This window comes from Salinicola lusitanus, from assembly GCF_038648475.1.
Lineage (GTDB): Bacteria > Pseudomonadota > Gammaproteobacteria > Pseudomonadales > Halomonadaceae > Salinicola > Salinicola lusitanus.
Genome location: NZ_CP151919.1, coordinates 2,335,205 through 2,356,200, shown reverse-complemented (window position 1 = coordinate 2,356,200; position 20,996 = coordinate 2,335,205). Strand labels below are relative to the sequence as shown.

The 20,996-nt window shown below is 65.0% G+C and carries 13 protein-coding genes; 2 read left to right on the top strand and 11 right to left on the bottom strand.

The features are described from left to right. Window positions 1–92 precede the first annotated feature (92 nt). The 8 genes from AAGT95_RS10845 to AAGT95_RS10810 all read right to left on the bottom strand — a co-directional run bounded on the left by AAGT95_RS10845 (window position 93) and on the right by AAGT95_RS10810 (window position 15,120). On the bottom strand, window positions 93–560 hold the full coding sequence (locus tag AAGT95_RS10845) for a DUF2934 domain-containing protein (protein WP_342596496.1): 468 nt from the start codon (window positions 558–560) through the stop codon (window positions 93–95). Between the two features lie 106 nt (window positions 561–666). Then, on the bottom strand, window positions 667–3,369 hold the full coding sequence (gene treY, locus AAGT95_RS10840; RefSeq protein WP_342596495.1) for a malto-oligosyltrehalose synthase: 2,703 nt from the start codon (window positions 3,367–3,369) through the stop codon (window positions 667–669). Next, window positions 3,366–5,504 carry a 4-alpha-glucanotransferase gene (malQ, locus tag AAGT95_RS10835; protein WP_342596494.1) on the bottom strand — a complete coding sequence of 713 codons (2,139 nt, stop codon included), beginning with the start codon at window positions 5,502–5,504 and terminating at the stop codon, window positions 3,366–3,368. Before malQ ends, treY begins: the two co-directional genes overlap by 4 nt. Next, entirely contained in the window at window positions 5,501–7,354 is a 1,854-nt protein-coding gene (gene treZ / locus AAGT95_RS10830) for a malto-oligosyltrehalose trehalohydrolase (RefSeq protein ID WP_342596493.1), read from the bottom strand. Before treZ ends, malQ begins: the two co-directional genes overlap by 4 nt. Then, entirely contained in the window at window positions 7,351–8,610 is a 1,260-nt protein-coding gene (locus tag AAGT95_RS10825; RefSeq protein ID WP_342596492.1) for an alpha amylase C-terminal domain-containing protein, read from the bottom strand. Before AAGT95_RS10825 ends, treZ begins: the two co-directional genes overlap by 4 nt. Before the next feature lie 80 nt (window positions 8,611–8,690). Continuing rightward, window positions 8,691–10,181: a glycogen synthase GlgA gene (glgA, locus tag AAGT95_RS10820; RefSeq protein ID WP_342596491.1), complete on the bottom strand. Its 1,491-nt coding sequence runs from the start codon at window positions 10,179–10,181 to the stop codon at window positions 8,691–8,693. 461 nt (window positions 10,182–10,642) lie between these two features. Continuing rightward, window positions 10,643–13,831 carry an efflux RND transporter permease subunit gene (locus AAGT95_RS10815; RefSeq protein ID WP_110601147.1) on the bottom strand — a complete coding sequence of 1,063 codons (3,189 nt, stop codon included), beginning with the start codon at window positions 13,829–13,831 and terminating at the stop codon, window positions 10,643–10,645. Beyond that, window positions 13,831–15,120 carry an efflux RND transporter periplasmic adaptor subunit gene (locus AAGT95_RS10810; RefSeq protein ID WP_240612391.1) on the bottom strand — a complete coding sequence of 430 codons (1,290 nt, stop codon included), beginning with the start codon at window positions 15,118–15,120 and terminating at the stop codon, window positions 13,831–13,833. The genes AAGT95_RS10815 and AAGT95_RS10810 overlap by 1 nt, the downstream gene beginning before the upstream one ends. Window positions 15,121–15,288: 168 nt before the next feature. Here AAGT95_RS10810 and AAGT95_RS10805 point away from each other — a divergent pair, with 168 nt between their 5' ends. After that, a complete protein-coding gene (locus AAGT95_RS10805) occupies window positions 15,289–15,939 on the top strand; it encodes a TetR family transcriptional regulator (protein WP_110601144.1) in 651 nt (216 codons plus the stop codon). Window positions 15,940–16,067: 128 nt separating this feature from the next. Then, window positions 16,068–17,024 (top strand): SMP-30/gluconolactonase/LRE family protein, encoded by a 957-nt coding sequence (locus AAGT95_RS10800; RefSeq protein ID WP_342596490.1) that lies wholly within the window; start codon window positions 16,068–16,070, stop codon window positions 17,022–17,024. A 13-nt stretch (window positions 17,025–17,037) separates the two neighbouring features. Here the strand turns inward: AAGT95_RS10800 and AAGT95_RS10795 are convergent, their stop codons facing one another. From AAGT95_RS10795 to AAGT95_RS10785, 3 genes are all read right to left on the bottom strand, one after another. Continuing rightward, the gene (locus AAGT95_RS10795; protein WP_342596489.1) at window positions 17,038–17,883 is read right to left on the bottom strand and encodes a fructosamine kinase family protein; all 846 of its coding nucleotides are present in this window, start codon (window positions 17,881–17,883) and stop codon (window positions 17,038–17,040) included. Then, the gene (locus AAGT95_RS10790; protein ID WP_342596488.1) at window positions 17,834–19,714 is read right to left on the bottom strand and encodes a monovalent cation:proton antiporter-2 (CPA2) family protein; all 1,881 of its coding nucleotides are present in this window, start codon (window positions 19,712–19,714) and stop codon (window positions 17,834–17,836) included. The genes AAGT95_RS10795 and AAGT95_RS10790 overlap by 50 nt, the downstream gene beginning before the upstream one ends. Window positions 19,715–19,817: 103 nt before the next feature. Then, window positions 19,818–20,960: a GNAT family N-acetyltransferase gene (locus AAGT95_RS10785; protein ID WP_342596487.1), complete on the bottom strand. Its 1,143-nt coding sequence runs from the start codon at window positions 20,958–20,960 to the stop codon at window positions 19,818–19,820. Between the last annotated feature and the right edge of the window lie 36 nt (window positions 20,961–20,996).

Genomic DNA, 20,996 nt, shown 5'->3' with positions numbered 1-20,996 from the left:
TCCATCCCGTCCCCAACGCATATCGGTCATCGACTACCCTCCGGGCGAGCCAGGTTCATCCCTGTCACCCTGTGATACCCAGTGTGGGTCGGTTATTCGCTCTTGTCGCCGTTCGTTCCGCGGGGCTTGCGCGGCTTGGCAACCGTTTTCCTGCTACTGCCCTCGGTGGCCTTGGCCGGACTCCGTTTACGCGCCGGCGAGGCGCTTTCGTCGCCACTCGCCGCCTTGCGCCGCGCCGGGGCCCGGGGTCGAGGCTGGCTTGGCGGTATCTCGACCCCCGTATCCGCCTCCTTGCGCGCCTCGGTCTCGGGATCGTCCAGTGGCAGACGCGGCTCGTCTATACCCAGTTCGTCAGGCTCGGCGGGCGGATCCTCTCCCTCCAGCGGCGAGGGTTCGTCGGACGCCGCGCGCCACTCCTGCTCTTCCTCTCGGGCGTTCTCGGCCTCGACGATACGTTCGGCCATCTCCCAGTGACGCGCCTCCTGACTGTCGGGGCGCCCTTCCGACTCCCATATGCGATAAGCCAGCATCCGTATACGTTGTTCACGACCGGTCATCATGATGCGCTCCTTTCTGTTTGCGTGGCTCGACGGGGCATCCCTACCCCACCTGATTCATTCGATACCAGCGCCGACAGGGCCGGCGCCTCACTTCAAGATAGCGGGTTCAAGACGCCCACACCCAAACTCCGCAGGGGAAATCCGACAAATGGCGATGCAGCGGCAGCTCCGCTTCGGCCGCTACCGGCGCCGGCGTCAGCCAGCCCTGACCGACACCTTTCAGGTTCAATGCTTCAAGCGACAACGCCGTATCCGACCACTGGAGCCGACCCTCGAGGGTCTCGTCCATCAGCGCCGCAGAGAGCCGGGTGACGACCACCAGCAAGGTCATGCCCTGCGCTCGGCGTGCAAACGCGATGAGGCGGTCGGCGTGGGCCCCCGTCGCCTGCAGTGGCAGATATTCCCCGTCGTCGAAAAGTGAGGGGTGGTCACGGCGCAAATTCAACAACCGCTGCAAGACGGCCTGCTTGACGGCGCCGTCCCGCCAGTGACGCCAGGCCGCCACTGGCGTTTCGGCGTTATCCAGGGCCTCCCGGCGCGCCGCCATGTGGACCGGGCGACGATTGTCGGGATCGACCAGGGAAAGGTCCCAGAACTCGGTGCCTTGATAGAGGTCGGGAATGCCCGGCGAGCAGAGTCTGAGAACCGTCTGCGCCAAGCCATTGACCGCGCCGGGCATGTCGAGCACCGCCGCTGCCGAGGCCAGCTCGCGGGTCAGTGCATCGCCGGTCAACGCACGCCGTATGGCGTCCTCGCCCGCCTGCTCGTAGTGCTCGTCGGGGGCCAGCCAGTGACTTGCGAGCTTGGCCTCGCGCATCGCCTTGCGCTGCCAGGCGACGAGACGATCGGCGTACTCATGCAGTGCCTCTCGCTCGCGGGAAGCGGACTCCTCGCTGCGCGCCTGCGTTGGGGCCAACTCCAATGGCCATGCCGCCAGCAGCAACTGGAGCATCATCAGGCGGTCCCCGCCGCAGGGTGCGGCGTGACTGTCATAAAGACGCGAGTCTCTGGCCCAGGCACGCAGTTTGGGGGCCAGCACATCGCTCCATTCGCTCAATGCCGCCAATCGCGCACGGACGTCCTCGCCACGTTTGTGATCGTGTGTCGCGGTCGTCAGCATGGCATGGGGGAATGTCGCCAGACGCTGCCGGTTTTCCTGATGAAAGTGCTGGACCGGATAAGCGAAGTGAGCCCCCTCGCAGCCAACGTCGTTACGCGACAGCAGTACTGCCGAGCGATAGCCGGCAGTGTCCTCGACGGCCTTCGCCGCGAGTGGCGATGTCAGCTGTTGGAAGCGGGTGATCGCACCCAAGCGCAACTCGCGCTGTGGCGAATCGAACGCGTCGGGAGCCTTGCCGCCGAGCCAGTCATCCACCAGCGGCAGCCACGAGGCGTCGGCGGCGGATAACCGCGACCGCGCCGCCTGCATGGCGTGATCGAACGCGCCGACATCCGCCTCGGGACGACCGTTGCGATCGGTATAGCTGCGATAGACCGGATAGCCGATCGCCAGCGCCGCAACGACACGTCGAATCGCGGGCAGGCTGAATTCGCGGGTGGCGGGACTGGCGTCAGCCAGGGCCCGCATCGCCCTGACGCAACGCTCGAATTCGGCAGTCAGCGACCCGTGCAGCATTTCCTGACGCGCAATCTCGACCTCGGCGGCGAAATCCGCGGTGCGACCGCTGACCTCCCGCCACAGCCGAGTCAACGGCTCGCGACCTGCCAGGTCGTGCTGGACACCCGAGACGAGATCGAGAAATTCATAGCCCGTGGTGCCGTCGACGCCCCAGTCGGCGTGGAGGCGTTCGCCATCCCCCAGGATCTTCTCGACATAGATCGGCAATCGCTGGCTCCCGGCGCCCTGCCGCTCCGAGATCGCATCGAGACGACCGCGCAGCCGCAGCGCATAACCGCGCGGATCGGCCAGGCCATCGATATGGTCGATACGCAGTCCGTCGATCCAGCCGCGCTCCACCAGCGCCAGGATGTATGCATGAGAGAGATCGAACACGCTCTCGTCTTCGACCCGCACCCCCGCCAGCTCGGTAATATCGAAAAATCGGCGCCAGTTGAGCGCATCGTTGGCGGTACGCCAGTGGAGAAGCCGATAGGGCTGACGCTCCAGCAGTGCGTGCAGGCGCGAGCATCCCGCCCGAGTCTTGGCATCGTGGTCCGCAATGACCGCCGCAACCAGCGGATGGTCCTCGGCTAGCGCCTCCCTCGGCGGGAGGGCGGTTGCCTCACGAGCGTCCGTTGACGAGGCCGCCAGCAGCGCTTCGGTCTGGTCGGGGTCGATCGGAAACCGATGCTCGTGATAGGCGACGAAAAAGACGCTGTGGGTCGCATCCCAGGCCAGCACCAGCTCGCCATCTTCCAGGACCCGTACATAACGATCCCCCAGAAAAGGCAGCAGGATCTTGCCGTCGGCACCGGGCTGCTCCCAGTCGATGTCGAAACAGCGGGCGTAGTCACTGGCGCGCCCCAGAGCCAGCATGTCCTGCCACCAGGGGTTCTCTGCCCCCACCGCCAGATGGTTGGGCACGATATCGGCCACGATTCCCATCTCCGCGGCATGCAGCGCCTCGACCAGACGGGCAAGGCCAGCCTCGCCGCCCAGCTCCGGGTCGATCCGGGTCGGGTCGACGCCGTCGTAACCGTGGGTCGATCCTTTTCTCGAAGTCAGGAAGGGCGACAGATAGAAGTGGCTGACACCCAGCGCGGCGTAGTAGTCCACCTGCCGTCGAGCGTCATCGAAGGTGAAGTCGGCGTGCAACTGCAATCTGACGGTGGCGCGAACGGCTCTCATGATCGATCTCCCCGCCGGATGCGGTCTATGCGCGTCAGCCGTTGCCGTACGGCCCGAGTCTCGAGCGCCTGGGGCGCCGGGACCGGTAGCCGGCGCCGCCAGTTGGGATGCTCATCGAGGGTACCCGGCAAATTGGCCTGCTCCAGCAAGCCCAGCAGATCCTCCAGCGGGAACAGCGCCAGCGGCGTCGGCGTTCTCGCCACGTGCGCCAGCGCCGCATCGATGACGTCGTTGACCTCAACGGCACCGGAGCCCAGGGGCTGGCTGGTGTCAGTGTCGACGCCAAGACCGCAGACAGTGGCCAGCCGTCGCCGCTCCTCGCCTCGCGCCTGCCTGAGTTCGGCTAGCGTCTCGTCTTCGGCGAGCAGTCCCAGGCGGTCGCGCCACTGCAGATCGTTCTCGAGCCACCAGCCCGCCACCGTGGGAAGATCATGGGTGCTGGTCGTCGCCATCGTGCCCTCGCGCCATGAACCGGCCGGGAGGAAGGCATCCCCCTCGCGTTCGAACCACATCACACTCATGCCCAGCACGCCGCGATCCGCCAGGGTGTCGCGAAGCCCATCCTCGACCGTTCCCAGGTCCTCGCCGATGACGATGGCCCGGTGGCGCCAGGATTCCAGCGAGACCAGGCGCAGGAGATCGTCCAGCGGGTAGCGTAGATAGGCCCCCTGCTGGGACGACTCACCTTCGGGGACCAGCCATAGCCGCGATAGTCCCAGTACATGATCGATGCGCAGGCCGCCGGCGTGGGCCAGGCTGGCCCGCAGCATGGCGAGGAAGCCACGATACCCGGAATCGACCAGCCCCTCCGGAGAGAATGCCGCCACCCCCCAGTTCTGGCCGTGGGCATTGAACGCATCCGGCGGCGAGCCGACGCTCAAGCTCCGATGGAGTTCAGCGGGATCGCTCCAGGCCTGGCTGCCGGCGGGATCGACACCCACCGCCAGGTCGGCGATCAATCCCACCGCCATACCGGCGCGTCGCGCGTTCTGCTGTACCCGTTCGAGCCCGGCGGCCACCAGCCACTGCAGAAACACGGCGAAGGTGATCGCCTCCCGGTGCTGCTCGGCGAACGCCTCGACCGCCTCGCTGTCCGGATCACGCCACTCCTCGGGCCACTGGCGCCAGTCGGCCTCGTCGGCATGCGCCTGCAGCACTTCGAAGCGGCAGTGACGCTCCAGCCCTTCCCCCCCGTCACGCCGGAAGGCGACCAGTCGAGATCGCCACTCCAGTGCGCTCTCGTCATGCTCGACGTACTGGAATAGCCGCTCCAGCATCGCCAGCTTGAGACGGGCACTGGCTGGCCAGTCGATCAGCGCCAGCGACTCCTGCCGCGTCATGCTCTCGACGAAGGGCGCTCTTGCCCGATCCAGTATCTCGTCGTCGAACAGGCTCTCCGGCGAGGCGTGCCAGACGTTGTGAAACAGCCGGCTGGAGGGCGAATAGGGACTAAATCGTTCGGGGTGCGCCGCGAACAGCGCATGCACGGGACTGATGGCAACGGCATCCGCCCCGGCCTGGGCCACCGCGCTGCACAGCTCATCTAGCGCGGCCAGCCCCCCAATCCCGCCATCGCCATCACGCCGAAGCCCGTAGAGTTGCGCGGCAACCCCCCAGTGGCTCGGACGCGCCTCTCCCCGCTCGTCAGCGATATCGGAGAGGGTGAAGCAGCGCGCTGGCGTCACTGCCAGCAGACGGGTGACGCTGTCGTCGCCCCGGCCGGTGAGAAAGCTCACCCGGTGGTAGCCGATTTCGTGAATGGCGGGCAGATGACCACCGGCATCGAGATGACCGTCCAACGTTTCGCCGCTCTCGAGCCGGATAGCGAAACCGCATCCGCTCGCCTCGGCCACCGGGACCGGGAAAGGCCGTTGCTGGTCGGCGATCAGCAACGGCGGCAGTTGATCGAAAGCGACCGGATGGTGGCGGGCTCGCCAGCGAGCCAGGCTGGCCGCAACCGCCTTATCATCGGCGGCCGGCCAGCCGAGGCAGTCGAGCATGCGGCGCTGGCGAGTCTCGGAGAGCGACTGGCGGCGGTCGTCACTACCGGTCCACTCGACCAGCAGCCCGACCGACTCGGCGAGCTGTTGCAGCGAATCTGAACGTTCGATCACAGGCTGACCCTGGTCCGTCATGAATGGGGCGCTCCCGCCACGTCATCGGCTACCCTCTTGGCATCCGCCGGGGCAAGCCACACCGCGCTCGCGCGGGCCGGCAATTGGCCCTCGCCGAGAGAGTCGATGATGCCTGGTCGCGAGCAGGCCAGCGGGTCGCCACGAGGGCCCAAGCCAACCGGACCTGGCGAGAGGTTGATCGCGGCGGTCAGTTCTTGACCGTCGCCCATCTGCCAGACGGCCTCCACCGCCTTGTCGCCGAGGACCCGAGCGCCACGCGCATGGCAGCCCGCCAGGCAGGGGACGATGAAGCGATGACGCAGCGCCAGCCATGCTGCGAAGCGCGCCCGATAGTCGCGATGCTCGGGCATGGCCGCCTCCTGATCGTCGAGCTGCGAAGCCGCGAAAGTCGACGCCGCATTGGGGTCGGGAATCCGCTCGCGCTGGGCCGGATCCTCGAATGCGCTGAAGTCCGCGAATTCGCGACGACGGCCCTCACGCACCGCATCGGCCAGATCGTCTCGATGGTCGGTAAAGAAGAGAAACGGTCTCCGCGCCCCCCACTCCTCGCCCATGAACAGCAACGGGATGGCGGGAGAGAGCAGCAGCAGGAGCGTCGCGGCATCGAGCGCGTCGGGCTCGCTCAACCGGGACAGACGCTCGCCAAGGGCGCGATTGCCGATCTGGTCGTGATTCTGGAGGAAGTTGACGAACGCCGTGGGCGGCAGGTTCCCGCTGGGCTCTCCCCGGGCCTCTCCCTTGCGCGAGCGCTGGCCCTGATAGACGAACCCTTCCGCCATCGCCGTCGCCAACTTCGTCGTGGCGTTCTCGACGAAATCGGCGTAATAGCCTTCGTGCTCGCCGGTCAGCAGCACATGCATCACGTTATGCCAGTCATCGGCCCACTGGGCGTCGAACAGGCCCGGTTCCAGCAGACTGGCCTGATTGTTCTCGTTCTCCAGGATCAGGTGGCAATGGCGGGTCGGACCGACGCGCTCGCGCAGAGTCTGCCCCAGCTCGACCAGGAAATCCCGTTCGCTGATGGCGTGGACGGCATCGAACCGGAGTCCGTCGAAACGGTACTCGAGCAGCCACATCAGCGCGTTGTCGATGAAGAAACGCCGCACCTGCGGACGACGGAAATCGATGGCGCCGCCCCAGGGTGTCTGCAGGTCGTCACGAAAGAAAGACTCGGCGTAGTGGGGCAGGAAGTTGCCGTCCGGCCCGAAGTGGTTGTAGACCACATCGAGAAAGATCATCAGGCCGTGCCCGTGAACCTCGTCAACCAGCGCTTTCAGTGTTTCCGGCGAGCCGTAGTAGGACGCGACGGCATAGGGCTGGACGCCGTCGTAGCCCCAGTTGCGCTGCCCGGGACACTCGGCGACCGGCATCAGCTCGATGGCGGTGATGCCCAGCTCGACCAGTGCCGGCAGGCGCCGACGCAGGCCATCGATGCCACCGCAGGCGCCCAGATGGACCTCGTAGATCACCGTCTCTTCCCAGGGACGGCCCGTCCAGTCGTCATGGCGCCACTCGTGATTGCGGTCGACCAGGAGGGAGGCGCCGTCGACACCACCCCGCAGTGCTCTCGAGGCGGGATCGGGCACCGGCATCCCGTCATCGTCATCCCCGACGAAGACACGATAGCGGTAGGCCGCTTGCGAAGGACACTCGAGCTCGAGCTCGAATCCGCCCTCGCCAACCGGATCCATCGGCTGCGGTGCCAGGCCCTCGCACTCCAGCATCACCCGCCGGGCGCTGGGCGCCCACAACCGAAAGCAGGTACGGCCATCGGCCATTGGCGTCGCGCCGTAGAAAGGCGCCCAGGGTGTCGGCGCCTCGTCACGGGTCACCTCGGTGCTGGCGCTCATGGTGCCTCCTCGAACCAGGTCTCGTGACGCAGATACAGCGCGGCCATGGGCGGTACCGTCACGGCAAGCGACTGGGCATGGCCGTGGCTGGGAATCGCTTCGGTCGTCGCGCCATGGCCATTACCCACGTTGCTCCCTCCGTAGAAGACGCTGTCGCTGTTGAATATCTCCCGCCACCGGCCCGCGCCGGTAACACCAAACCGATAGCGATAGTGCACGCACGCCTGGAAGTTGCAGAGGCAGATCATGCTGGCATGCCCGCTCTCGGTATGGCGGGCGAATACGACAACGCTATTGTCGCTGTCATCGTCGACCAGCCATTCGAATCCGAGCGACTCGTCGGCACGGATCTGCAGCGCCGGCTCGTTGACGTACAGCCGATTGAGATCGGCCACGAGACGCAGTATCCCCGCATGCCGGGTCTCGAACAGCAGTGGCCAATGCAGCGACGCCTCCCAGGGGCCGGCCAGCACCTGGCCCAGCTCCACGCCCATCGCCACCTGCTTGTCACCAGGCAGCGCCCACATCAGCGCCAGGCACGCCCTGAACGCCGCGAAACGCTGCCAGTCGTCTCCGTGAACTGTCTGTCGCCACTGGCCTAGCGCCGAGCCTTCATCCGGCACCTGCTCCAGCAATCCACGCGAGCTCTCGCGCGGGGTCAACGCCTCGACCCAGTCGCGGTGTCGCAGATGGCGTCCGGTAGGACCCAGCGCGAGATAGTCGGCGCTGGCAACCTGCCATCGCGGTCGACGATGCAACGTCAGCGTCGACCCGACGGTGTCGCTGCCGAACAACCGACAGCCGCCATCGCGGCCGCCTTCGTCGATGCCATCGAGATGGCAGCGCTGACACCATGCGAGAAACTCGGCCTCGGACATCGATAACGACGCAGGACGCTGGACCACGACGCCCACGCCCGCGACATGACAGGTCTCGACGAACTGGCAGACCACCGCGTAAGGCACCGCGACAATCCCCTCGTCGAGCACGATATGGGTAAATCCCAGGTCGGCGACGTAAGGCACCAGTTCCTGGGCAAGCTGATTCCAGCTCAGGGGCAGGGGGAAGCGGGAAGCGTACCAATCGGCCCCACACAGCCGGTAGAGCGACAATGGCATGTCGCCGCCATGACGCCCCGCTCTCGATCGCATCCACTCCCCGTCGTCCCAGGGCCACGCGTCCTCAGTCTCCCCCTCATCGGCGGCGCCCCCGACACCTGACGCCGCGCGGGGCAGCGTCCCGTCCTGATCGTTCATGCGAGCGCCTGCAACCCCGAGGCTCACTCGTGGCATCGAGTTCATGCCAGCGCCGGCCCCGTTGGTTCCTGCGGAGTACTTCATCGGCTAGTCACCTGCTCTTTGGAATGGACGAACGTCTCGGTCAGCAGGTCAGCGTAGAGCCGGCGATAGGGGACCACGGCCTGGCGCCAATGCAGCCGCCCGGCCATCGCCGCGCGGCGCATGGCGTAGAACAGGTCGGTGGCCCGAAAGAGATCGAAGGCACGCAGCACCGTGGCGCGATAACTGTCCAGGCTCATGTCGTCGAACAGCAAGCCATTGATTCCATCCTGTATCGTATCCGCCAGCCCCCCCGTTCGGTGGGCGATCGGCAGCGAACCGAAGCGCTGAGCGTAGAGCTGGCTGAGCCCGCAGGGTTCGAATCGCGAGGGCATCAGCAGGAAGTCGCTGCCCGCGTAGATCTGACGCGCCTCGCCCTCGTCGAAACCGATGTTGACGCCCACCTGACCCGGGTAGCGCGTCGCCATCTCGACGAGCGACTGCTCGATGGCGTGCTCGCCCTGGCCGATCACCACCAGCTGGCCGCCGGCCCGCACGATGGCGTCGGTGACCTCGATGGTCAGATCGAGCCCCTTCTGCGCCACCAGCCGCGAGACCACGGCGAACAGCGGACCGCCACTGGGCGCGAGTCCGAACATGCGACGCACACGCTGGATGTTGGCGCGTTTGCCATGCCAGTCGTTGATGCCGAAATTTGGCGCCAGGTGGGGATCGGTACGGGGATCCCAGCGGTCGTCGATGCCGTTGAGCAGGCCGCTGAGCCGCCCTTCCAGGGCGCGCTTCTTGAGCAGTCCCTCGAGCCCGCACCCCAGGGCTGGCGTGGTGATCTCCTGGGCGTAGTTGCTGCTGACCGTGGTCACGTGGGAGGCATAGGAGAGCGCCGCCTTCATGAACGATATCTGGCCGTAAAACTCGACGCCGTCAATGTGGAAGGCGGACGCCGGAATGCCCAGCGCCGCCATGCGCTCCACTGGAAACACTCCTTGATAGGCAAGATTGTGAATGGTGTAGACCGAGGGAACGTAGCGCTTGCCGAGCCAGCGGACATAGCCCGCCGTCAAACCGGTCGCCCAGTCGTTGAGATGGAGCAGCTCCACCTGCCAGTCGAGCAGCGTCGCGTCATTGACGATCTCGGCCGCCGCCATCGCCAGCCTGGCGAAGCGAATGTCGTTGTCCGGCCAGCCCACCCCCAGTTCGTCCCCGTAGGCATTGCCGACCCGATCGTAGAGTTCGGGACACAGCACGACGTAGATGATCAAGCCGTCTTCGCACACGAGACGTCCGATCTCGCAGGCCGGCAAATCGTGCCGGGCGGGAAGACTGGCCACGTGGGCGATGGGACGCCCGGCGGTCAGGAGTTGGCGATAGCCGGGCATCAGCACCCGCACGTCATAATTGGGCTTCAATGCCCGGGGCAGTGCCGCGGAGACGTCGCCCAGACCACCCGCCTTGATGAAGTCGGCGATCTCGGTGGTGACGAACAGTACCCGGCGGTTACGAATCGGCGGTGAGGGAAGCGGACGTGACAATGCCCCTGCCGGGGCCCTGGACGAGGATCGACCGGATAGCGACGCGAGCCAAAGGGGGTCCTCCCCATATCTCGCAGCCGTATGACTTTGCCTCCCACGAACTGCGGCCTGCGTCATGTTCAGCCTCCCTGAACATTGAGTCCACCAGTCAAGTTTAACCAGCGTCGACACATCATCCTGCGCCTCGGGAGCCCGTGACGGCCATAACCGACGTTAATAGCAAAGACCGACGGTCGGTCGCCCGTGCCGAAATGCCGGGCAATGATTCGCGGGCGTGATCGGGTGACGAACGTCGCTCGTTGACGCCGCCCCCTCCTACACATATATGCCACCGGCTGGATAGCGTCAAAGCCTGTTTGGCTCGCTGCCGCGACCCTCGAAGCGGCGGCCATTAAAAAAGGCAACCTCCGTGGGAGGTTGCCTCTGAAAAGCCGATTTCTCGGCAGCATCGACACAGCGTGCTAGTGACTTTCGTCCGGCGTCGGCTGGCGATCGTTGCGCCGCTTGTCACGGCCCAGCCTCGACTGCAGCCCGTGGGTGACCTTCATGATCAACACGTAGGTCGCCGGCACGAACACCGTGGCCAGCAAGGTGATGGAGATCATGCCCCCCACGACCGGCGTTCCGATCTGGTTACGGCTGGCCGCGCTGGCACCGGATGCCAGCGCCAACGGCAGGGTGCCGCCGATAAAGGCCAGCGACGTCATCACGATCGGACGGAACCGCTGGCGCGCCGCCACCTTGGCCGCATCGACCACCGACAACCCGGCGTGCTTGCGCTGCTGCTCGGCGAACTCGACGATCAGGATGGCGTTCTTGGCCGCCAGGCCGACCACCACCAGCAGCCCCACCTGCAGGTAGACACTCGTGCTCAACCCGGCCAGGTAAACGGCCAGAATTGCACCGATGAACGCAAACGGGACGGCGGAGACGACGGCCAGCGGCAAGGTCCAGCTCTCGTACTGGGCCGCCAGGATCAGGAACATCATGATCACGCCGAAGGAGAGCGCCAGTGTCGCAGCCGTGCCCACGTTGACCTGTTGATAGGCCTCGCCGCTCCAGCCCATTCCGTAATTGGAGCCCAACGTATCGGTGACGACTTCCTGCATCGCCTGTACCGCCTGCCCGGAACTGTAGCCCGGTGCCGGCCCACCCGAGAACTGAGCGGCCGCATAGGTGTTGTAACGCTGCAGTACCGTGGGTGCCTTGTCGCGCGTCAGCGTGACCAGCTCGGAAAGCGGGATACGCTGGCCCTCGCCACCTCGCACGTAGACCTTGCTCAGGTCATCCGGGTTGCGGCGGAAGTCATCTTCCGACTGCAGGTAAACCTGGAAGTTACGGCCCGAACTGGTGAAGTAGTTGACGAACGAACTGCCGAAGGTGCTCGCCATGGTGGTGTTCAGGTCGGCAATATCGACCCCCAGGCTGCGCGCCTTTTCCGTGTCGACGTCGGCCTTGTAGGAGGGTACATTGACATCGAGCGACGTGAATACACCCGCGAGCTCCGGACGCTTGGCGGCGGCTTGCATCACCTTGCCGGCGGCCTCCGACAACTGCTGCGACGTATCACCGCCGAAGGATTGCAGATAGCCGGTGAAACCGCCGGTCGGCGACAAGCCCTGAATCGGGGGCAGGTTGAACGCCACGGTCTGCCCCCCCTGGATCTGGGCCCCGATCTGCATGATCTTCTGGGTCAACTGATCGACGGTGATATCACGATCCTGCCAGGGCTTCATCGTCACGAAGACCGTGCCCTTGGCGGTATTGGGCGAGCTCGACAGGATGTCGAAGCCGGGTATGCCGGTGACGAAATTGATCCCGGGCACCTCGTCGCGCAGGCGCTGGCTGAGCTCCTGCACGTAGGCATCGGTTCGCGCCACCGACGATCCTGCGGGCAGGTTGACGGCAGCCAGCGCGACGCCCTGATCCTCGGAAGGGAGCAGCGCCGCCGGCAACTGGGCAAAGATCAACCAGGATACGATGCCCGCGGCAGCAAGACCGACTATCACCAGCCACAACTGATGGATGATGAAGTTGGTGATCGCCATGAAGAAATCGGTGATCTTGTCGAAGATCTTGTTGAACCAGTCGAACGGCTTGCGAATGGCGCGGACGAAGCCGGACTGCTGGAGGCGATCCTGGTTCTTCAGGAAGATCGCGCTCATGGCCGGGGTGAACGACAGCGCCACGATGGCCGAAATCGCCACCGAGATCGCGATGGTGATCGCGAACTGCTGGTACATCTGCCCGGTCAGGCCGCTCATGAAACCGACCGGCACGAACACCGCGGCCATGATGAAGGCGGTCGCGATGACCGCGCCCGACACCTCTTTCATTGCCTCGAGCGCAGCGCTGAACGGGGTAGCCTCCTCGTCCTCCTCCATGATGCGTTCGACGTTCTCGATGACCACGATGGCGTCATCCACCACGATCCCGATTGCCAGTATCATGCCGAACAGCGACAGCAGGTTGATCGAGAAATCGAGCAGGTACATCCCGGCGAACGTCCCCACCACCGAAATCGGCACCACCGACATCGCCACCAGGGTGGAGCGCCAGCTCTGCAGGAACAGGAACACGATCACCGCCACGAGCACCAGGGCCTCGATGAAGGTGTGCTCCACCGACTGCACGGAGGCGTCGATGAACAGCGTCGTGTCGTAGGGGATATCGAAATCCAGTCCCGGCGGGAAACGCGTTTTCAGATCCGCCATCGCCGTCTTCACTTCCGATGCCACATCCAGCGCGTTGGCACCCGGCTGCAGGTAGATGGCGATCGGCGCGATCGGCTTGTTGTTGACGTAGGCCTGAATGCCGTAGCTGTTTTTCCCCAACTCGATCCGCGCCACATCGCTCAGGCGCAGCGAAGAACCATCCGGGTTGGTTCGCAGCACGATCTCGCGAAACTGATCGACGCTCTCGTAACGGCCCTGGGTGGTAATGGTATAGGTGTAGGGGGTGGGGTCGCTCTGCGGCTCGGCGCCCAGCTTGCCACCCGCCACGACCGCGTTCTGCGCCTGTATCGCCGAGGAGACCTCGGCCGGGGTCAGATCGTACTGGGCCAGCTTGTCCGGGTTGAGCCAGACGCGCATCGCGAACTCCTGGCTACCCAGTACTTCGGCCTGCCCCACGCCAGGAAGGCGTGAGAGCTCATCGGTCACGTTGATGTTGGCGTAGTTGGTCAGATACAGGGAGTCGTAGGCATCGGAGTCCGAGGTGATGCCGACGAACAGCAGGATGCTCGATGACCGCTGCTCGACCGTGACCCCCTGGGACTGCACTTCGCTGGGAAGCTGCGACAGCGCTCGCTGGACCCGGTTATTGACGTTGATCGTCGCCGTCTGCGGATCGGTGCCGATGTTGAAATAGACACTCATGGACATCTGACCGCTATCCGAACTGCTCGAGGTCAGATAGATCATGTCCTGAGTACCGTTGATCTCCTGGGCGATCACCGAGGCGACCGTGTCGGAGACCGTCTGTGCGCTGGCACCGGGATAGGTCGCGGAGACGCTGATCGTCGGTGGTACGACAGGCGGATACTGCTCGATGGGCAGCGTCCGCATCGCCATCAACCCGATCAGCGTGATGATGACCGAGAGGACGGTGGCGAAGATCGGGCGTCTGATGAAAACGCTGGAAAAGTTCATCAATTGGCCCCGTTCTGTCCGTCTTTCGCCTCTTGCGCATCGCGATGGGCGCCCTCGACGCCCTCACCGCCCTGGGCATCGGCCTCCTGGGAGGGATTCTCGCCGGCGTTGTTCTGCGGCTGCGGCACTTGGCCGTTGAAGGCTTGGGCGTCGATCTCGTCGCCAGCGGAGACGCTACCGATGCCCGACACGACGACTCGGTCGCCCGGATTCAACCCGTCGGTAATGATCTGCCAGTCTCCCGCGATCTCGCCCAGCGACACGAAACGTGACTCGGCCTTGCCCTCACCGTTGACGACGAAGACCTGGGGTCCCTTGAGTCCCTCGGTCACCGCGATGGCGGGTACGGCGTAGACGTCGTAACGCATCACGTTGGGCAGCTTGACCCGCACGAACTGCCCTGGCAGGAAGAGCTGGTCGTCGTTCTGGAACACGGCTTCGGCCTGGACCGTGCTGGTGGATTCGTCGACTCTCGACCCGAGGAAGTCGAGCTTGCCCTGCAATTGAAGCGCCTCGTGACTGGCACTTTCGGTGCCCGGTGCGGTCAAAACAGCAACGTCGGCCTGTTCGGCATCGCCCCGTTGACGCTGGCGACGGAGGGAAAACGCATCATCGGCAGGCAGCGAAAAACGCACCTCGATCGGATTCAGCGGCGTGATGGTCGCCAGTTCCTGAGGCGGCTGCACCAGGTTACCGACATTGACCTCGCTCAAGCTGATCATGCCGCTGACCGGCGCATTGACCTGGGTGTAGCTGAGATCGATCTGGGCACTGTCCAGCGCCGCCTGGGCCTGGGCCTGGGCGGCTTGCGCGGTCCGCAGATCCGCCTGGGCCTGATCGCGCTGCTGTTGGCTGACGGAGTTCTGGTTGTAAAGACGCTGGTAGCGCTCGGCGTCGCGCTGGGCGCGATACACCTCCGCCTGCGCGCTCTGCACGTCGGCCTGGTTCTGAGCGACCGTCGCCTCGTAGGGCGCCTGCTCGATGGTGAAGAGCTTGTCACCCTTTTCGACCATGCTCCCCTCGCGATAGTGGCGGGCTTCGAGAATCCCCTCCACGCGCCCCATCACGGTGACTTCGCGGTTACTCCGAAGCTGGGCGGGATACTCCTTGGAGAGCGCGACATCGTGGGCCTCGACCTCCAACACTTCAGCCTTGGTGGGCGGCTTCTGTTGTTGCCCCCCACCTTGCTGAGCACTCTGCTGATCGTCTCCACCGCAGGCGGCCAATGCCAACGACAGCAACATCGCCCCACCGAAACCGAGGGTGCCATTCATGAAATTAGGGCGCATGAGTCTCCGTCCTGGAAAGGGGTGCCTAAAGGAATGTAGCGAGCTTACAGGCATACATACATGAATGTAAACTTGCCGATAATTCGTTATGCTGCATCTTGCCGACTTTAATCCGCCCATAAGAAAAGCCATTCGCCATGACTCACTCACGCCAGCGACGACATCACCATGCCCAAACGCACCAAGGCTGAAGCCGAAGCCACCCGAGAGGCCCTGCTCGACGCCGCCGAAGTGATTTTTCTCGAGCGCGGCGTTTCGAGAACCTCGCTCGAGCAGATCGCTCGCCAGGCGGGCATGACCCGCGGCGCCGTCTACTGGCATTTCAAGAACAAGTCCGACCTGTTCCACGCCATGCTGGATCGCGTCAAGATGCCGCTTCGTCAGTTACTGGATGATGTCGAGGACCTCGAACGTCCGCGCGCACCGCTGGAGAGTCTGCGGTTGGCTGCGCTGCACGCATTGGAGCGGCTGCAGGGTCCACGCTCCCGGCGGGTGCACACGATCCTGTTTCACTGCTGCGAGGCCTCCAGCGACGTCGACATTCTCGAGCTGCATCAACGGCTCGCCGACGACTGCCACGAGACCATGCTGGAACGCTTCGAGGAGGCAAACCGTACCGGCACGATGATAGCGAGCATCGAACCGGAAATCGCCTGCCGCATGCTCATGTCGATGTTCGGCGGCCTGATGCACGACTGGCTGCGCGATCCGACACGCTATGATATTGGCGATATCGGCCCGCGCATGATCGACACCTTCTTCGAGCGCATCTCGCCATGCACGCCCCACTGCACCTCGCCGCCCCACTCTTCTTCCTGAATGCCGGCCGCGCGGGCGGGCAGCGCCATCGATCAGGCCGGCGGCGGCGAAGACACGACTTTCGTCGCAAAGACACCACCGTTTCGACCCTCGACACTGGGCGGTCTTTGTGCCGGAGGCTTTCGATCATGACCTATCCAGACTGGCTAGTCGTCGAGGACGACCGCTTTTCCTCGCTGGTCTTGCCCAACGGCCAGCTCGAGCGACTTTGGCAGGCCGGCCGCTGGTGCGAGGGGCCAGCCTACTTCGCCGCCGGGCGCTACCTGCTCTGGTCGGACATCCCCAACGACCGTATCCTGCGCTACGACGAAAATGACGGTCACGTCTCCGTGTTTCGCCAACCCGCTGCCTTCAGCAACGGCCAGACGCTGGACCGGGAAGGCCGCCTCATCACCTGCGAGCACGGCAGCCGCAGCGTCACTCGCACCGAGCACAACGGCCGTATCACCACCTTGGCGGATGCCTTCGAGGGCCACCGGCTCAACTCGCCCAACGATGTCGCGGTCAAGTCCGATGGTTCGGTCTGGTTCACCGATCCCAGCTACGGCATCGACAGCGATTACGAAGGTGGCAAGCGACGCTCCGAGCTGGATTGCCACGTCTACTGCCTCACCCCCGGCGGCGAACTGCGCCGCGTGGCCGACGATTTCGAGAAGCCCAACGGCCTCGCCTTCTCCCCCGATGAATCCTGGCTCTACGTGTCAGATACCGGCGCGACGCATCGCGCCGACGGGCCCCGACATCTCCGGAGATTCCGCGTCGACCAGAATCATCGCCTGCAGGGCGGCGAGGTGTTCGCCGTGTCGGACTGCGGTCTCTTCGACGGTTTTCGCCTGGATATCGCCGGCAACCTGTGGACCAGCGCCGGCGACGGTGTTCACTGCTATGCCCCGGATGGCACTCGCCTCGGTCGCATCCTGATCCCGGAGACCGTGGCCAACGTCTGCTTCGGCGGCATCAGCCGCAATCGGCTCTACGTCTGCGCCACCACGTCGCTCTACGCAGTGCCCCTCAATACCCGAGGGCATCACGTCATCGGCGAGGCCGTCGCCCCTACCGATATTCGCGCTCCGGCACGCGCCTGATCGGCGACTGCCGTCAGCCGGCCAGAATGCGATCGGCCGCCCGCGCCACACCTTGGCGATAGGTGCCGCCGAACAGATAGAGATGGTTGAGCAGCGGGTAGAGCTGGAACAGCGCTTCCCGCCGCTCCCAGTCCGCGGGTCGGTCGCCATCCCAGTAGGCTTCGAAGAAGGCGTCGCCCGGCCCGCCGAAGAGCGTCAGCATGGCCACGTCCACCTCGGGATAGTGCCGGTAGACGGCGGGGTCGATGATTGCCGGCCCCTGCGGCGTGAACAGCACGTTACCGGACCAGAGGTCACCGTGTACCAGCGACGGCGGTGCCTGTTCGAGCCAGCGCTCCAGCGAGTCGGCGGCCCGCTCGACACGCCCGGCGAGCGCGGCATCCAGCGCTCCCCGCTCGCGACAGCCTCTCATCAGCGGCAGCAGACGACGGTCGCGCTGAAAGGCACGTCCGTCGGCCAGCGGGGCGTTGGGCTGCGGGGTCAAGCCACAGGCGTTGTCCCGCGGCCAGCCATGCCCGGCGTCAGCGTCGCGGGAATCCCGGTGCAGTTGGCGCAAGCCTTCACCCAGCGCCGCGCCATCACGCTTCCCCGTGCCCTCCAGGAACTGCATCACCAGCAGATCGTCGTCCTCGGCCAGCACCTCCGGCACGATTAGCTTGCGGCAGGCGCCACTCAACGCCCGCAGGCCGTCGGCCTCGCCGGCGACACGCTCGGGCGTATCCCGCTTGACGATACAGGGCGTCGCCCCGTCGACCCGCCATAGCGCTGCCCCACTGTCGCCACCGGAGAGTGGTGTGATCGCGGCGCCATCAACGGACATTCCCAGGGCCGCCAGCCGCTCTCTCAGCACCTGTGTCATCACCTACCTCCTCGTTCACGTCATCGCTATCGTTGGCAGCGGCTTCCTCGCGCGCGCTCTCCTTGTTGCCACGGCCCCGGTTGAGCTCCTGCTGGAACAAGGACCTCAGTTCCGCCATCGCCGCCTTCTCGGTCGCCATCAACCGCTCCGTGTCGTTGCGGTGGGCATAGGTATCCTTGAGCAGCTGGTTGTCGAAGTCGCGGAAAGTTCGCACCGCATTGATGGCGTTCGAGCTGGGATAACCAAGCCCCTTGAGTACCTCGACGCTCATTTCCATGCTCGAGGCGAACGTTTCCCGCACCACGCCGTCGACGCCGATCTCCATCAGTTGCCAGGCGTGGTGGCGGTTGCGGGCACGGGCGTAGACGGACAGCTCCGGGAAATGGGTCTTGGCCAGGCGGGCGATGGTCAGTGCGGCGCTCTCGCTATCGACCGCGATCACCAGCAGCCGGGCCTTGTCGATACCCGCAGCACGCAGCAGGTCGAGACGCGTGGCGTCGGCGTAGAAGATGCGGGAACCGAAGCGGCGAATGAATTCGACCTGGGTGATGTTGGGATCCAGCGCGGTGAAGTTGATGCCCTGCATTTTCAGCATGCGCCCCACCATCTGCCCGAAGCGTCCGAGACCGGCAATGATCACCGGCGGCGTGTCATCGCCGAAGTCGGTGTCGTAAGGGCGACTCTCCTTGAGTCGGTTGCCAAGCTTCTCGCCCAACTGGTACAGAAACGGCGTCGCGGCCATGCTGAGGGTCACCGCGGCGATGCAGAGGCTGGCGATGCGTTGATCGATGACACCGGCAGCCACGGCCGCGGTCAGCAGCACGAAGTCGAACTCTCCGCCCTGGGCGATGATCGTCGCCAGCCTGGGAATTTCCGTGCGAGGCAACCGGGTCACCCAGCCGATGATCGCCAGCACCACGGTCTTGGCCAGGGTCATGGCGACGGCGAGCCCCAAGACCAGCAGGATGTTGCCCAACACCAGCGATAGATCGACCGACATCCCGACGGCGATGAAAAAGAGCCCCAGCAGTAGCCCCTTGAACGGCTCGATGTTGGCCTCGAGCTCATGCCGGTATGGGGTATCGGCCAGCATGACACCGCCCAGAAAGGCGCCCAGCGCCATCGACAGGCCCGCCCACTGCATGACCAGAGCCATCGCCAGCACCAGGAACAGCGCGGCGGCGGTAAATATCTCATGCACGTCGCTTCGCGCGATCAACGCCAGCACGCGGGGGAAGACCAGGCGGCCGAAAGCGATGGCGGCAATCACCACACCGATGCTGCGCGCAATGACCCAGCCATCGTCCGGCGCCGCGTCCGCGCGTCCGGCCAGGAACGGCAGCAGCGCCAGCAGGGGTATCACTGCCAGGTCCTGGAACAGCAGCATGGCGAAGGCGCTCTGGCCATGTGGCGTCGCCAGCTGCCGGCGCTCGTTGAGGACCTGCAGCGCGAAGGCGGTCGACGATAGCGCCAGCGTCAAGCCGAGGAAGATGGCGATACTCAGCGGCAGATCGAGCAGCAGCCCGATCGGCATCAGCAGGGCTGCGCAGCCGGCCATCTGCAACGATCCCAGTCCCAGCAGCCGCTTGCGCATCGACCACAACCGCTTGGGTTCCAGCTCCAGACCGATGATGAACAGCAACATCACCACGCCGAACTCGGAGAAATGCAGCACTGACTCCGGCTCGGATACGAACCCGGTCACCGATGGCCCGGTCAGCAGGCCGATACAGAGATAGCCCAGAATCGACCCTAGTCCCAGGCGCTGAAACAGGGGCACCGCGATGATGGCCGCCCCGAGCAGAACGGCCGCCTCATTGAGAAAGTCCATCTACCTTCTATCCTCGTCGCGGCGGAGCGCCGCCCAAGTGGGTCCAGGTGCAGAGTATCACTAACCGGGGCTGCGACCGGGTGCAGCCATCGCGATCACCGGGCTATGACGGCGGGTCCTTGAACGGCAGGCGTAGCCGACACTGTTCGAGATAGGTGTGGACGTAGACCCGCTCCTCGCGACAGAACTCGGCGACCGCCTCGCGAAACCCCTCATGTTCGAGATAGTGAAGCGATCGGCTGATGACCGGCGCGAACCCTCGGGTCAGCTTGTGTTCCCCTTGGGTACCCGGGTCGAACCTTGTCAGGCCACGCTCGAGGCAGTGCTCTATCCCCTGGTAGTAGCAGGTCTCGAAGTGCAGGAAGTCGGCCTCTACCTCGCTCCCCCAGTATCGGCCATAGAGGGTGTCGCCACCCTGGAGACAGAGCGCGGCAGCCACCGCCCGACCCGCCATGCTGGCACGCACCAGCACCAGGCAGTCGGCCATGCCGTCACGCAGTCGAGTGAAGAATTCGAGCGACAGGTAGGGTCGCTGCCCTCGTTCGAGGTAGGTCATGCAGTAGCAGCGATAGAACTGCGCCAGCACCTGGTCATCGATCCGGTCTCCTGTCAGGCGCTCGAACACGAATCCCTGATCGGACAGCTTGCGCCGCTCTCGACGTATCTCCTTGCGCTTGCGCGAACTCATGCGCGCCAGGAAGCCGTCGAAGTCGCCGAAGCCGTCGTCCTGCCAGGCGAACTGCACCGCCTGGCGTTCCAGCAGTGGCGCGCCGATCGCGGCCTGCCAGTCGTCAACCTCGTCGCTATCGGCAAACAGCAGGTGCCAGCTCTGCAGACCGGTGTCGCGAATCAGCGGCGCCAGTGCGGCGATGACGGCACGCCGGTCGACATCCTCGACCACCGCCAGTCGCGGCCCGATCGCAGGCGTGAACGGAATCGCCGACAGCGACTTGGGGTAGTAATCGCCGCCCGCGCGCTCCCAGGCATCCGCCCAGGACCAGTCGAACACGTACTCTCCCCGCGAGTGATACTTGGCGTAGCGCGGCAGCACCGCCACCGCTCGCTCGCCCTCGAAAACCATCAGATGGTCCGGTTCCCAACCGGTCTCGGTGTGGGCGCATCCGCAAGCTTCCAGCGCGGCCAGAAACTCGTAGCGAAGAAACGGATAGCGGGCACCGACCACGGCATTCCAGCGCGACGCACTGACGGCAGCCAGGCTGCCGATATTCTCGACCCGCAATGCCATTCCCTTCCTCCCGTCGTTCATTCAACTCCCGTCGCC

Excerpts from the sequence above, each read along its gene's own strand:
- AAGT95_RS10810 (WP_240612391.1), bottom strand. The coding sequence starts at position 15,120 with ATGCGCCCTAATTTCATGAATGGCACCCTCGGTTTCGGTGGGGCGATG.
- treZ (WP_342596493.1), bottom strand. The coding sequence starts at position 7,354 with ATGAGCGCCAGCACCGAGGTGACCCGTGACGAGGCGCCGACACCCTGG.
- treY (WP_342596495.1), bottom strand. The coding sequence starts at position 3,369 with ATGAGAGCCGTTCGCGCCACCGTCAGATTGCAGTTGCACGCCGACTTC.
- AAGT95_RS10805 (WP_110601144.1), top strand. The coding sequence starts at position 15,289 with ATGCCCAAACGCACCAAGGCTGAAGCCGAAGCCACCCGAGAGGCCCTG.
- AAGT95_RS10795 (WP_342596489.1), bottom strand. The coding sequence starts at position 17,883 with ATGACACAGGTGCTGAGAGAGCGGCTGGCGGCCCTGGGAATGTCCGTT.
- AAGT95_RS10785 (WP_342596487.1), bottom strand. The coding sequence starts at position 20,960 with ATGGCATTGCGGGTCGAGAATATCGGCAGCCTGGCTGCCGTCAGTGCG.
- AAGT95_RS10800 (WP_342596490.1), top strand. The coding sequence starts at position 16,068 with ATGACCTATCCAGACTGGCTAGTCGTCGAGGACGACCGCTTTTCCTCG.
- AAGT95_RS10845 (WP_342596496.1), bottom strand. The coding sequence starts at position 560 with ATGATGACCGGTCGTGAACAACGTATACGGATGCTGGCTTATCGCATA.
- malQ (WP_342596494.1), bottom strand. The coding sequence starts at position 5,504 with ATGACGGACCAGGGTCAGCCTGTGATCGAACGTTCAGATTCGCTGCAA.
- AAGT95_RS10815 (WP_110601147.1), bottom strand. The coding sequence starts at position 13,831 with ATGAACTTTTCCAGCGTTTTCATCAGACGCCCGATCTTCGCCACCGTC.
- AAGT95_RS10825 (WP_342596492.1), bottom strand. The coding sequence starts at position 8,610 with ATGAACGATCAGGACGGGACGCTGCCCCGCGCGGCGTCAGGTGTCGGG.
- AAGT95_RS10790 (WP_342596488.1), bottom strand. The coding sequence starts at position 19,714 with ATGGACTTTCTCAATGAGGCGGCCGTTCTGCTCGGGGCGGCCATCATC.